Below are 12,840 nucleotides of genomic sequence, written 5' to 3'. Positions count from 1 at the left end.
GCCGCGCCGCTCGTCATCGGCGTGATCGCCCTCCAGCCGCTCTTCATCGAGCACGGGCGCCAGACCCGCCGACCCGCGGCGCGCGCTCATCCGGCTGATCACCATGGCGCTCGTGCCGGCCGTCGGCGGGCTCGGCGGTGCCGTGATCGTCGGGCCGGTCCTCGGCGCGCCGCCCGGCAGCGTCATGGCGCTGTGGGGGCTGGGCACGCACTGATCATCTTCGCGGTCGGCGCCGCGACGCTCGCCCTTCAGTGCCTCTTCGGCATCGTGGGCATCGTGGGCATCGTGGGCATCGGCCTGGCGATCCTGGTCATCGTGATCGCGGGCAACCCGAGCGCGGGCGGCGCCTTCCCGCCGCCGATGCTGCCGCCCTTCTGGAACGCGATCGGCCCGGCCCTGCCACCGGGGGCGGGAACCCGGGCGGTCCGCTCCCTCGCCTCCTCCAAGGGCAACGCGGTCGCCGGACCGCTTCTGGTGCCGGCCGCGTGGGCGGTCGCCGGCCTCGTGATCACGATGGCCACCTCCGTGTTCCGCGGCAGGCGGAAGCCCGGACCCGGGGCGCCCCGGACGCTCATACCGTGAGGGGCCGGCCCGTCGATGACGGGCCGGCCCCCTGCGTCACACTGTCGCGCTGACTCGCTGTCGTCAGGTCAGCCGATCTCGGCGCCGAACGTGGACAGCGCCTCCGTCACCGGCTGGAAGAAGGTCTCCCCGCCGGAGGTGCAGTCGCCGCTGCCGCCCGAGGTGAGGCCGATCGCGGTGTCGCCCGAGAAGAGCGAGCCGCCGCTGTCGCCGGGCTCGGCGCAGACGTCGGTCTGGATGAGTCCGTTGACGACGTCGCCGTTGCCGTAGTTCACGGTGGCGTCCAGTCCGGTGACGGTGCCGTCGTGGATCTGGGTCGTGGAGCCGCTGCGGGTCACCTTCATGCCGACGGTCGCGTCGCCCGCCTTGGTGATCGGCTGCGTGGAGCCGTTGTAGAGGTCGACCTCGCTCGGGTGCTCGACGTCGGCGGTGTACTTGACCAGGCCGAAGTCGTTGTCCGGGAAGCTGGACTGCTCGTTCTTGCCGATCTCCTGGCCGTTGGAGTCCGACCAGCTCGAGATCGCCTCGGTGCAGTGGCCGGCCGTGATGAAGTACGGCTGGCCGCCCTTGACCACGTTGAAGCCGAGGGAGCACCGGCCGCCACTGCCGGTGATGGCGTCACCGCCCGCGATGAGGGGCTTGAACTCCCCCTTGGTGCGCTGGAGTTCGGCCTTGGAACCGAGGCCGTCGACGACCTTGCCGAGCTTGTTCCACGCGGCGGTGCCGACCGTGCGGTCGGCGGTGACGACGACCTTGTTGGTGGCCGGGTCGACCGCCCACGAGGTGCCGGGGATCGTCGCGTCCTGCTTCAGGGTGGCGCGGGCGCTCCTGAGTTCGGCCAGGGAGTTCTCGACGACTCTGGCCTTGGCTCCGGCCGCCCGCGCGATGCCCGCCGCGTCCTCGGTCAGGACGTTCACGACGAGGTGCTTGGCCTTCGCGTCGTAGTACGTGCCCGCCGAGTCCGCGCCGAGGTCCTTGGTCAGGGACGAGGCGAGATTTCCGGCCTTCGCGATCGACAGGGTCTGCGGGGCCGCATCAGGGGTGTCCGTGCTCGCGTTCGCAGTCTGGAAGGTGACTCCCGCGGCGACCAGGGCGGCGATGCCCGCTCCTACCGCGGCGGCACGCCGCTTGGGTATGCGTCGGTGCTTCAACTCTCGTCCTCCTGTGGGGGGTCGGAACCGACCGCTGTGGGGTGAGCCGGTCCCGTAGGTTGACGCGCCCACTATCCCGACGGCCACAGGGGACACACAAGGTCGACTTCAGGACGCGCATGCGACTGACGCTATGCGCTCCCCCGGCCGCGTGCACCCCCGTCATACGCCTGTCGCACCACGTCGGTTCCACTGCAAACACTCCGCGCAAAGGAGCGATCCGCAAAGGGTGAGGTCTAGTCCTGTCCTGATTCCGATGCCACCGGGCCGGGAATCGGCGGCTGTTCGGCGTCCGGCCGACGCACCGCGTCCCCCGGGGTCGCCCGCTCCAGGAAGCGCAGGAGCTCGACAGGGAAGGGCAGTACGAGGGTGGAGTTCTTCTCGGCGGCGACGGCCACCACGGTCTGCAGGAGCCGCAGCTGGAGCGCCGCGGGCTGCTCGGACATCTCGGCGGCGGCCTCGGCGAGCTTCCTGGAGGCCTGGAGTTCGGCGTCGGCGTTGATGATCCGGGCGCGCCGCTCGCGCTCGGCCTCGGCCTGCCGCGACATCGAGCGCTTCATGGTCTCGGGCAGCGACACGTCCTTGATCTCGACGCGGTCGATCTGCACGCCCCAGCCGACGGCCGGGCTGTCGATCATCAACTCGAGCCCCTGGTTGAGCTGTTCCCGGTTGGAGAGGAGGTCGTCGAGGTCGCTCTTACCGATGATGGACCGCAGCGAGGTCTGAGCCATCTGGGAGACGGCGAACCGATAGTCCTCCACCTGTACAACGGCCTCGGACGCGTCGATCACCTTGAAGTAGATGACGGCGTCGACCCGCACCGTGACGTTGTCGCGGGTGATGCCGTCCTGTGCGGGCACCGGCATCGTGACGATCTGCATGTTGACCTTACGGAGCCGGTCCACGAAGGGCACGATCATCGTGAACCCCGGACCGCGCACATCCGGTCGCAGCCGCCCGAGCCGGAAGACCACTCCCCGCTCGTACTGTTTGACGACGCGCCCCGCCGCCGTCGCGTAGATCACCAGGGCGGACACGGCGGCGGCCGCTCCCGCCAGCAGTTCCTCGACCACGGAGGCCTCCAGGGTTCGGACCCAGGCACTCAGGCAGGCTCTTCGGAAGCGACGCCTTGTGAGCGTGACGCTTTCGACGGTTTCTTTCCGAAGGTAACTCCGCGACGCGCACAAGGGCGAGCCCCCGCACGGCAGTTGCCGTGCGGGGGCTCCCTGCTGCTGGCCGCAGGTCGGACTGTGTCCGTCAGCCGACGGACGCGGATCAGTAGACGCTCACTCCGTACGCACTCAGCGCCTCGGTGACCGGCTGGAAGAAGGTCGTACCGCCGGAGGTGCAGTCGCCGCTGCCGCCCGAGGTCAGGCCGTACGCGGTGGAACCGCCGTAGAGCGGGCCGCCGGAGTCGCCGGGCTCGGCGCAGACCGTGGTCTGGATGAGGCCGGAGACGATGTCGCCGCCGCCGTAGTTCACGGTGGCGTTGAGCGCGGTGACACGGCCGCTGTGGATACCGGTGGTCGAGCCGCGCCGGGTGACCGTGGTCCCCACGGACGGCGTGGCCGCACCGGTGATGTCCTGGCTGCCGACCGTTCCGGGCGGGGTCCCCGTGGTGCTGTACCTGACGATGCCGTAGTCGTTGCCCGGGAAGCTGGATCCCGCGGTCGACCCGATCACCGTCGAGTGGGACGAGTTCGACCACCAGGTGCCGGCGCCGTCGGTGCAGTGGCCGGCGGTCAGGAAGTAGTAGGTGCTGCCCGAGCGGACGTTGAAGCCGAGCGAGCAGCGCCAGCTACTCGCATAGATGGCGTCGCCGCCGGAGACCAGCTTCTTGAACGTGCCGGGGGTGCGCTCGATCTTCAGGGCGCCCGCGTTGCTGCCGGCCGCCTTCTGGATCTTGGCGATCTCGGCCTGGGAGACCGTGCTGTCGGCGGTGACGACGACCTGCTTGGTCTTCTGGTCGACCGCCCAGGCGGTGCCGGGTACATCGGACTTCAGGACGGACGTGCCGGCCTGGGTGAGCTGGGTCGCGCTGAAGGTGTGCGCGACGGGCGCGTCCGACGCGCTGGCCGTGGGGACGGCGAGTGCGCCGATGGCGACGAGTCCGGAGGCCACGGAGATCATCCGGGCGCGTCTCGATATGCCACTGCGGGGGGTGGTGCGCTTGATCCTCACTGGTCGTTCCCTCCCGAGGGAAGTCGGGGGCCCGCGTGGGGTCGGGGCCCGTGAGGCGCAGCCAGCGGCCCGCCGTTCGGATTCCGGATTCCGGAATGTTCCGAAGATGCGGTGCCCCTGACAAGCGCTGCTCGGGAGTATTCGGCGTTTCAACTGACTGGCACAAGGGCGCCTTTCGGCCGTCCGGCCGGTACACGTCCGCATGCCCCGGCGGCCGCTGCGCCGGTGCGCAGGCCGCCGGGGCTCGGCTCCCCTGTCAGACGGAGGTACGGGTGACGAGGTTCCGTTCGCCGGCCCCGATCGTGACCGGCAGGGTGTTGCCGGGCGGCGGGAAGGGGCAGACGAAGTGGTCCGCGAAGGCGCAGGGCGGCAGCACCGCGCGGTTGAAGTCCACGCTCGTACGGCCCTCGGCGTCGGGCGCGGCGGGCCGCAGGAAGCGGAATCGGAAGGTGCCGTCGCCGCTGGTCGCGTCGGCGAACACGGCCCACAGCGAGCCGTCCGCCTGCACGGCGACCTGGAGGGTGAGGTCCTGTCCTTCGAGCGTGAAGGCCAGTTCACCGCCGAGGTCGAGGCCACGCTCCTTGCCGTCGGCGTTCTCGACGCGGACCGTGCGGCTGGTCCCGTACGGCGTGAAGCGGCCCTCGACGGTCCAGCGGGGATCGTGGGCGGTGGCCTCGATGCCGCGGAAGGCGCGCCGTGGCCCCGACTGCGGGTCGAAGTCGCGTACGGCCCACAGGCCTTCGCGCACGATCGCGACGAGGCGGCGCTCGCCGAGGCCGACCTGGGCGTCGGCCGTGAGCCGCACCTCACCGGTGAGCGGCTGTCCGTCGCGGGTGAGTCCGTCCTCGGGTGCGGCGGTCAGGACGAGCCGGTCGCCGTCGGCCCGCCATTGCCCGGGAATGGCCGGAAGTTTGCCTTCCGGATACTCGTCGAGCCAGTAGGTGCCGGTGAGGGCGAGCGGTCCGTAGGGCTCGGAGACGGATGCGGTCCGCTGCTCGTGCCACTGCTGCCAGGCGCCGGCTGCGCCGGTCACGTCCTCGGTCATGCGGTCAGGCCTTCCTCACGTGCGGGGTGTACGGGTTCTTTCAGCCCCAGATGGGAGCGCAGCGTCGTACCGGTGTATTCCGTGCGGTACGCCCCGCGTTCCTGGAGCAGGGGCACCACCTGGTCGACGAATTCGTCCAGGCCGCCCGGGGTCAGGTGCGGTACGAGGATGAAGCCGTCGGCCGCGTCGCTCTGCACGAACGCGTCGAGTTCGGCGGCGACGGCCTGCGGGGTGCCGATGAACGACTGGCGTGCGGTGGTCTCGATGACGGTCTGCCGGATGGACAGGCCCTTGGCGCGGGACAGGGCGCGCCACTCCTCGGCGACGGCACGGGGGTCGCCGCGCTTGGTGCGGCCCTGCGAGAGCCCGGAGTCGACGACCGGATCGATGTCGGGCAGCGGCCCGTCGGGGTCGTACGAGGAGAGGTCGACGCCCCAGATCTGTTCCAGGGTGAGGAGCGCGTTCTGCGGGGACACCTGCCGGCGCCGGATCCCGGCGGCCCGCTCCTGGGCCTCGGCGGCGGTGTCGCCGAGGACGACGGTGACCCCCGGCATGATCTTCAGGTCCTCGGCGGTGCGCCCGTACTTCGCGAGCCGGCCCTTCACATCGGCGTAGAACGCGCGGCCCGCCTCCAGCGTGCCGTGCCGGGTGAAGATCACGTCGGCCGCCGACGCCGCGAACTCGCGCCCCTCGGGCGAGTCCCCGGCCTGGATGACGACCGGGTGCCCCTGCGGGGAGCGCGGCAGGGTGAACTCGCCCTCGATGTCGAAGTGTCGACCGGTGTGCGCGAAGGGGAGCGGCCGCCCCCCGGGCGTCCAGGAGTCCCACAGTTCGCGGGCCGTGGCGACGAACTCGGCGGCGCGCGTGTACCGGTCCGCCCGGTCGAGGTAGCCGCCGCGGCGGAAGTTCTCGCCGGTGAAGGCGTCGGAGGAGGTGACGACGTTCCAGGCGGCGCGGCCTGCGCTGAGGTGGTCGAGCGTGGCGAACCTGCGGGCGGTCTCGTAGGGCTCGTTGAACGTCGCGTTGACGGTCGCGGCGAGGCCGAGGCGCTCGGTGACGGCCGCGAGGGCGTTCAGGACGGTGAGGGACTCCGGCCGCCCGACGACGTCGAGGTCGTGGACGCGCCCCTTGTGCTCGCGCAGCCGCAGCCCTTCCGCGAGGAAGAAGAAGTCGAACAGGCCGCGCTCGGCGGTGCGGGCGAGGTGCTCGAACGACGCGAAGTCGATCTGGGAACGGGAGCGCGGATCGGTCCAGACGGTGGTGTTGTTGACCCCCGGGAAGTGGGCGGCCAGGTGAACTTGCTTGCGTGATGCGGTAGTTGACGTCATGAAGGGTCCCCCGCGAGCGCGGCGTACTGGTTGGCGGGCCGGGCGAGCCCCAGATGCTCCCTGAAGGTGCTGCCCGGATAGAACGTGCGGAACAGGCCGCGGTGCTGGAGCAGCGGCACCGTGCCGTTGACGAGCCGCTCCAGGTCACGGCGCGGCTCGACCGGCGTGAGGTGGAAGCCGTCCACGGCGCCGGCGCGGTGCCAGGCGGTGACGAGGTCGGCGAGGTCGACCGGGCCGCCCCGGTAGAGCGGGCCGAGGTCGCTCGGCAGCGGCCCTCCCCCGCCGTGACCGGGCACGGCCGCGTGCTCCCCGCCGCCGAGGTCGATGCGCAGCGCGGCCAGGACGCGCAGGGCGTCGGGGTCGCGGCCGTACTCGGCGGCGCGGCGGCGCAGTGCGGCGCGGACGGCGGCGGCCTGCGCCGGGCCCGCCGCGTTCACCAGGGCGACGTCGGCGTGGCGGGCGGCGACGTCGTACGCGTGCGGCTGCGTGATGTCGACGACCGTGACGGGGTGGCCCTGCGGCGGCCGCGGCACGATGGAGGGGCCGCGTACGGAGAACGTGGCGCCCTGGAAGTCGACGTGGTGGAGCTTCTCCCGGTCGATGAAGCGTCCGGTCGCCACGTCGCGGATCTCCGCGTCGTCCTCCCAGCTGTCCCACAAGCGGGTGGCCACGTCGGCGACCTCACCGGCCTCTCCCCACAGCTCCGCGGCGGGCGCGGCGGGCCTGCGGCCGAAGAGGCGGGCCTCTTCCTCGGTGGCGGACACCTCGGGCCGCCAGCCGGCGCGGCCCCGGCTCACCCAGTCGAGGGTGGCGACGGCGGCCTGCACATGGAAGGGCTCGGTGTGCGTGGTCGTGACGGTGGGGACGAGGCCGATACGGGCGGTCGCCGGAGCGACCCGGGACAGCACGGCGAGCGCGTCGGGCCCGGGCCGGCCGAAGGAGTCCCCGAGGGTGACGAAGTCCAGGGCGCCGCGTTCCGCGAGGCGCGTGAGCGTGAGATACGGATCGGCGTCGTAGGCGTCGGGCTGGTCGACGGCCGCCGCGAGATGCAGCAGGCCGCGCCCGGTTGACGTAGTCATGAGCAGGTCCTTGGACGAGGAGCGGAAGAACGGGGGCGGGCGGGCTACGGCTTGGGCAGACCGGGCGGGTTGATCTCCGACTTCTCGACCGCCTCGGTCGACAGACCCCAGCGCTTCAGGACGCGCCCGTACGACCCGTCCTCGATCACGTGGTCGAGGGCGGCGGCGTACGCGTCGACGAGTCCGCTGTCCTTCTTCGTCGTGGCGGCGATCTTGCCCTGGATCTTGTCCCCGGCGCCGGAGAGCGTGCCGATGATCTGCGACTGGCCGGCGGACTCCACGTGGTAGGCGGCGCTGGGGCTCGGGCCGAGGTAGGCGTCGATGCGGCCCGACTGGAGAGCCAGGTAGTAGTCGGTGTCCTTCTGGAAGTACTTGATGGTGACCGGCTTCAGGCCCGCCTTCTCGTCCTGCTTGCTCCAGTCGACGAGGATCTTCTCCTGGTTGGTCCCGGAGGAGACGGCGATGGTCTTCCCGGCCACGTCCTTGGGTTCCTCGACCCGCCAGCTCGTGCCCTTCTTCGCCTCGAACGCGATGTTGTCGAGCCGGTAGGTCGCGAAGTCGTACTTCTCCTTGCGCTCCTCCGTGACGGTGACGTTCGAGAAGACGGCGTCGAACTTGCCGCTGTCGAGGCCGACGAAGAGGTTCTCCCAGGACACCGGGGAGAACTCGATCTTCAGGCCGAGTGTGTCGGCGACGAGGGTCGCGAGGTCGATCTCGGAGCCGATGCGGGTCTTGTCGTCGGTGGCGTAGAAGCCGAGTGGCGGCGAGGCGTCGGCGCTGCCGCCGAGCCTGAGCGTGCCGCGCTCGCGCACAGCGGCCGGCAGCTTGGCCGCGATCGCGTCGACCTTCCTGGCGCGGATGCGGTGCTGGTCGGGCCCGATGTTGATGCCGCCCACCTTCTCGGAACCGCCCTTGCCGGTGCCGGTCGCGGCATCGCTGTCACCCCCGCAGGCGGTGAGCAGGGGGGCGGCCACGAGCGCGGCGACGGACAGGGCGAGGGTGCGGCGGGACAGCATGTGCGAACTCCTGGGCGAGAAAGGTGGGTTGAAAGAACTGAAGGGAGGGGCGCGAAGGTCAGAGGACCTTGGAGAGGAACGCCTTCGTGCGGTCGTGGCGCGGTGCGTCCAGTACGTCGCCGGGGGCGCCCTGTTCGACGATGCGGCCCTCGTCCATGAAGACGACGGTGTCGGCGACCTCGCGGGCGAAGCCGATCTCGTGGGTGACGACGATCATCGTGGTGCCCTGGAGTGCCAGGTCCTTGATGACGTCGAGGACCTCGCCGACGAGTTCGGGGTCGAGCGCCGACGTCGGCTCGTCGAAGAGCAGCACCTTCGGTTCGAGGGCCAGCGCGCGGGCGATGGCGACGCGCTGCTGCTGCCCGCCGGAGAGCTGCTTCGGGTAGGCGCCGGCCTTGTCGGCGAGCCCGACGCGCTCGAGCAGCCTGCGCGCGCTGTCGAGCGCGTCCTTGCGGGGGCGCTTGAGGGCGGAGACCGGGGCCTCGGCGATGTTCTCCAGGACGGTGAGGTGCGGGAACAGGTTGAAGTTCTGGAAGACGAAGCCGATCTGGGTGCGCTGCTTGAGCACCTCGCGCTCACGCAGCTCGTAGAGCTTGTCTCCCGCCCGTCGCCCACCACCGCCCTTGCCGGAAGCCCTTCGGGCCGCAGTCTTCCTCTCGCGCCGGTAGCCGACCAGGGAGCCGTCGACGCTGATCCAGCCGCTGTCGACCTTCTCCAGGTGGTTGATGGTGCGCAGGAGCGTGGACTTGCCGGAGCCCGACGGGCCCAGGACGACGGTGACCTCGCCGGTGCGCACCTCCAGGTCGATGCCGCGCAGCACTTCCAGCGTGCCGAAGCTCTTGTGGACGGCCTTGACGTCGACCATGGTCCGTCCGGTGTCCGCGTCGCTCATCGGGTGGTTCCCTTCGAGAAGTGTCGTTCTACGTAGTGCTGGAGGGCGGAGAGCGCGCTGGTCAGGAGCACGTACCAGACGGTGGCGACCATCAGGAGCGGGACCACGCGCCCGTTGCGGCCGTAGATGACCTGGACCTGGTAGAAGAGCTCGCCGATCGCCATGACGGAGACGATCGAGGTGCCCTTGAAGAGGGAGATCACCTCGTTGGCCGCGTTGGGCAGGATGGAGCGCATGGCCTGCGGCAGGACGATGCGGCGGATCTGCCGCAGCCGGGGGATGCCGAGCGCGGCCGCGGCCTCCAACTGACCGCTGTCGACGGCCAGTACACCGCCGCGCACGATCTCGGCGGCGTACGCGGCCTGGTGGAGCGCGAGCCCGAGGACGGCGGCGCTCATCGCGCCGACCAGGCCCATCGTGTCGAAGGAGAAGAAGCCGGGCCCGAAGGGGATGCCGAACTGCAACTCCTTGTACAGATAGGCCAGGTTGAACCAGAACAGCAGCTGCACGATCAGTGGGATCGAGCGGAACGCCCAGATGTAGCCGAAGGCGACGGCCTGGAGGAACCGGCTGGCGGACAGGCGCATGAAGGCCAGGACGATGCCGAGCGCGAACCCGAGCGCCGTTCCGTAGAACGTCAGCTGGAGGGTGACCCACACCGCCTTGAGGACCACGTCGGCGGTGAAGTAGTCGGCGAACACCTCCCATTCCCAGCCGCTGTTGGTGATGAGTCCGTGCGCGAACTGGGCGAGCAGCACGGCGGTCGCGACGATGGCGGCCCAGCGCCAGGGGTGGCGGACGGGCACCACTTTCAGCGCGGAGTGGTCTTCGGCGCCGCCGGCGGTCGTAGCCGGTGTCGTTCTGCCGAGGGGTGGATCACTGGTCAGGGACATGACGGTTCCTCTGGAGCAGGGGAGAGCGAAGGGGGCGAGCAGGGGTTCAGGCTGCGGCGCGACAGGAGAGGTCGCGCAGGAACGACAGGACCGCGCGGGCGGTGGCGTCGTTCTGCCGGAACGAGGGGCTGTTCGTGCGCGGCCGGGTGAACGCCCCGGCGCCGCGCGCGTTCGTGTGCGGGCCGAGTGCGAAGAGGCGCGGGTGCGCAGTGCCGTCGCGGTGCAGGACGCGCCCGTCCTCGGGATCGACCGCGAGGAGCCCGACCGGGGTCGCCTGTGCCCCCTGCTCGTACAGCTCGCGCAGGAGCTGGTCGCGGGTGCGGGCGAGCGTGGGGTGCGGCAGGCGGGCCTCGACGAGGGCGCGGGCCTCGATGACGGCGCCGGCCACGGTGGCGCTCGTGGCGCGGAAGACGCCGTCCTCGGCGGTGACCCGCATGTCCGCGCCGGCGAACTTCACGACGCCGGCCCGGGAGAGCGCGAGCAGTTGCCGCAGCCGCGGCCCGGGCGGCCCGGAGGCGAGATAGCTGAAGAAGCCGTGCCACCAGGACCCGATGTCGCCGAGCCGCACGACCTGCCCGTACACGGAGAGCAGACCGAGGAACACGGCGAGGTCGGGGCTGTGCGCGGGGTCGTGGCGGCGTTCGAGGTCCGCGGTGATGTAGCCGCGCAGCCCGTCCTGGAGCTCCTCGTACGAGGTGTGGCGTACGCCGTCCAGCGGGTGGTCGAGGGCCGTGAGGTCGAGGCGGTCCGCCGGGTCGGGTACGGCGGAGACCACGAGGGCCTGGAGTTCGGCGCTCAGCGGTTCGGCGGCGGCGTACTTCTCCTCGAAGTCGGCCCAGGCGACGGCGGTGCGCTCGGGGTGGGCGGTGAACAGGCGGTGGTAGTGGGCGAAGCCGAGTTCCTTGTCGATGAGGGGCCACACGTCGCGGCGGAAGTCGTAGCCGTCGGGGCGGGCGAGGAGTCCGTCGATCTCGGCGGGGCCGAGGAAGCGGGGCAGCGGCGGACGCTCACCGGTCCAGTCGTAGCCGATCTTGGAGTGGTAGGGAACGCCGCGCCGGGACCCGACGTGCAGGACGGGCTCACGCCCCGACGGGATGTATGTGTCCCCCTCGTACCGTCCTCCGCGGCCCTCCGTCAGGAGCACCATCAGGTCGACGAAGGCCAGGCCGAAGCCCCGGACGAGGACGTCCTCGCCGGGGGCGAGCGCGGACAGGTCGCTGTCGACCGTGAAGTCGGGCGGCAGGTGCACGAGTCCGTGCTCGCGCGCGTACGCGCTCAACTCCCGTTGTTCTGCGTCGAGTTCGGCGTCCAGATGACCCTGGGCGAGGATGACGGTGTCGGCGAGGAGGGGGCGGGCGCGCCCGTCGAGCCACACCTGCTGGCGGCCCTCGCGAGGGCCGCTGACGCGCAGGGCGCGGCGTGGGTGGTGCTGGACGGTGACGCCCGGCGGGAGCGCGGCCACGGACCGCTCGTACACCCAGCGCAGATAGGCGCCCTGGAGCTGCCGGTCGGCGAAGACGCGGCCGTCGAGGTCCGCCCACTCGTGCAGGGCGGGTCCGGGGAGCACCGGACCGTCGAGTTCGACCGTGTCGTCGGTGAACATCGTGACGTCCTGGGACTGCGAGTTCATCCAGAGCAGCGGGGACTGCGCCTGCCGCCAGACCCGTCCGCCGCCCGGCGGGAAGGGGTCGACGAGATGGATGTCGAGTTCGAGCCCGGCGTACGCGGACGCGTTGGCGGCGATCCGCTCCAGGATGCCGGTCCCCCGCGGACCGGCCCCCACGATCACCAGTGAGGGCCTCATCGGGTGCGCTCCGAACCGCGCGCGTAGTGCCGCTCGACGTAGAACTGGCCGGCGCTCAGGAGGGAGGTGACCACGACGTACCAGAGGGTGGCGACCAGGAGCATCGGGATGACCTGGTAGGTGCGGTGGTAGACGAGCTGCACCGAGTAGAGCAGGTCCTGGACGGCGATGACACTGACGATGGAGGTGCCCTTGAGGGTGCCGATCAGCATGTTCCCGGCCGGTGGCACGATGGAGCGCATGGCCTGCGGCAGGATGATCCGCCGCCAGCGCCTGAACCGGCTCAGCCCGAGCGCCTGCGCGGCCTCGATCTGCCCTCGGTCGACGGAGAGGATGCCGCCGCGCACCACCTCGGCGGCGTAAGCGGCCTCGTGCAGGGTGAGGCCGATGATGGCGACGGTGATCGGCCCGAACAGGTCGACGGTCCTGATGCCGAGGATGTGCGGGTACAGCGCACCGATGTTGAACCAGAACAGCAGCTGCACGAGGATCGGCATCGACCTGAACAGCCAGACGTAACCCCAACTCACGGCGCGCAGAACTGGGTTGGCGGACAGGCGCATGACGGCGAGCAGGGTGCCGAGGGCGAAGCCGAGCGCCATGACGAGAGCGGTCAGCCAGAGGGTGAGACCGAGTCCGCGCAGGACCGACGCCGATGTGAAGTAGTCGGCGACGACGTCCCACTGGAACGCGTCGTTACGGACCACCGATCGGGCGGCGAGCGCGAGAAGCACGAGGACGACAGCGACGGCGAGCCACTGGCCGATGCGGGGCCGGCCGACGATGCGGGGCCGATCCTCACCGGCGTGGGCGGGCGGTCCGGCCGCGGCAGGCGCGGTCTTTGCGAGTGTGTTCGAGGACATGCGAAG

11 protein-coding genes and 1 pseudogene are annotated in these 12,840 nt (G+C 71.0%); 1 reads left to right on the top strand and 11 read right to left on the bottom strand.

Annotated features, from left to right (window positions below):
* Positions 1-49: 49 nt before the first annotated feature.
* Positions 50-582, top strand: a pseudogene (locus ACFC96_RS27840) (DUF3533 domain-containing protein); the annotation flags it as partial.
* Positions 583-650: 68 nt separating this feature from the next.
* Here the strand turns inward: ACFC96_RS27840 and ACFC96_RS27835 are convergent.
* The 11 genes from ACFC96_RS27835 to ACFC96_RS27785 form a co-directional block, all read right to left on the bottom strand.
* Positions 651-1,733, bottom strand: a complete 1,083-nt coding sequence (locus tag ACFC96_RS27835) for a S1 family peptidase (RefSeq protein WP_376256968.1) — start codon at positions 1,731-1,733, stop codon at positions 651-653.
* 236 nt (positions 1,734-1,969) lie between these two features.
* Positions 1,970-2,806, bottom strand: a complete 837-nt coding sequence (locus tag ACFC96_RS27830) for a slipin family protein (RefSeq protein WP_340460483.1) — start codon at positions 2,804-2,806, stop codon at positions 1,970-1,972.
* Between the two features lie 202 nt (positions 2,807-3,008).
* Positions 3,009-3,914, bottom strand: a complete 906-nt coding sequence (locus tag ACFC96_RS27825; RefSeq protein ID WP_376256964.1) for a S1 family peptidase — start codon at positions 3,912-3,914, stop codon at positions 3,009-3,011.
* Between the two features lie 256 nt (positions 3,915-4,170).
* Positions 4,171-4,959 carry a DUF1684 domain-containing protein gene (locus ACFC96_RS27820; RefSeq protein ID WP_376614673.1) on the bottom strand — a complete coding sequence of 263 codons (789 nt, stop codon included), beginning with the start codon at positions 4,957-4,959 and terminating at the stop codon, positions 4,171-4,173.
* Entirely contained in the window at positions 4,956-6,287 is a 1,332-nt protein-coding gene (locus ACFC96_RS27815; protein WP_376614671.1) for an LLM class flavin-dependent oxidoreductase, read from the bottom strand. Before ACFC96_RS27815 ends, ACFC96_RS27820 begins: the two co-directional genes overlap by 4 nt.
* Positions 6,284-7,366 (bottom strand): LLM class flavin-dependent oxidoreductase, encoded by a 1,083-nt coding sequence (locus ACFC96_RS27810; RefSeq protein WP_376614669.1) that lies wholly within the window; start codon positions 7,364-7,366, stop codon positions 6,284-6,286. Before ACFC96_RS27810 ends, ACFC96_RS27815 begins: the two co-directional genes overlap by 4 nt.
* A gap of 44 nt (positions 7,367-7,410) precedes the next feature.
* Positions 7,411-8,382, bottom strand: a complete 972-nt coding sequence (locus tag ACFC96_RS27805; protein ID WP_376256958.1) for an ABC transporter substrate-binding protein — start codon at positions 8,380-8,382, stop codon at positions 7,411-7,413.
* 58 nt (positions 8,383-8,440) lie between these two features.
* Positions 8,441-9,274, bottom strand: coding sequence for an amino acid ABC transporter ATP-binding protein (locus ACFC96_RS27800; protein ID WP_376256956.1), 834 nt, complete (start codon positions 9,272-9,274; stop codon positions 8,441-8,443).
* On the bottom strand, positions 9,271-10,167 hold the full coding sequence (locus ACFC96_RS27795; protein ID WP_376614667.1) for an amino acid ABC transporter permease: 897 nt from the start codon (positions 10,165-10,167) through the stop codon (positions 9,271-9,273). The genes ACFC96_RS27800 and ACFC96_RS27795 overlap by 4 nt, the downstream gene beginning before the upstream one ends.
* A gap of 46 nt (positions 10,168-10,213) precedes the next feature.
* Positions 10,214-11,971: an FAD/NAD(P)-binding protein gene (locus tag ACFC96_RS27790; RefSeq protein ID WP_376614665.1), complete on the bottom strand. Its 1,758-nt coding sequence runs from the start codon at positions 11,969-11,971 to the stop codon at positions 10,214-10,216.
* Entirely contained in the window at positions 11,968-12,834 is an 867-nt protein-coding gene (locus ACFC96_RS27785; protein ID WP_376614663.1) for an amino acid ABC transporter permease, read from the bottom strand. Before ACFC96_RS27785 ends, ACFC96_RS27790 begins: the two co-directional genes overlap by 4 nt.
* Positions 12,835-12,840 lie beyond the last annotated feature (6 nt).

It is taken from the genome of Streptomyces sp. NPDC055955 (assembly GCF_042270245.1).
GTDB lineage: Bacteria > Actinomycetota > Actinomycetes > Streptomycetales > Streptomycetaceae > Streptomyces.
The sequence above is the reverse complement of the archived record's forward strand: the minus strand, read 5'-3'. Positions and strand labels throughout refer to the sequence as shown.

Coding starts and splice junctions, on each gene's coding strand:
- ACFC96_RS27820 (WP_376614673.1), bottom strand. CDS start 4,959: ATGACCGAGGACGTGACCGGCGCAGCCGGCGCCTGGCAGCAGTGGCAC.
- ACFC96_RS27815 (WP_376614671.1), bottom strand. CDS start 6,287: ATGACGTCAACTACCGCATCACGCAAGCAAGTTCACCTGGCCGCCCAC.
- ACFC96_RS27810 (WP_376614669.1), bottom strand. CDS start 7,366: ATGACTACGTCAACCGGGCGCGGCCTGCTGCATCTCGCGGCGGCCGTC.
- ACFC96_RS27805 (WP_376256958.1), bottom strand. CDS start 8,382: ATGCTGTCCCGCCGCACCCTCGCCCTGTCCGTCGCCGCGCTCGTGGCC.
- ACFC96_RS27800 (WP_376256956.1), bottom strand. CDS start 9,274: ATGAGCGACGCGGACACCGGACGGACCATGGTCGACGTCAAGGCCGTC.
- ACFC96_RS27795 (WP_376614667.1), bottom strand. CDS start 10,167: ATGTCCCTGACCAGTGATCCACCCCTCGGCAGAACGACACCGGCTACG.
- ACFC96_RS27790 (WP_376614665.1), bottom strand. CDS start 11,971: ATGAGGCCCTCACTGGTGATCGTGGGGGCCGGTCCGCGGGGGACCGGC.
- ACFC96_RS27785 (WP_376614663.1), bottom strand. CDS start 12,834: ATGTCCTCGAACACACTCGCAAAGACCGCGCCTGCCGCGGCCGGACCG.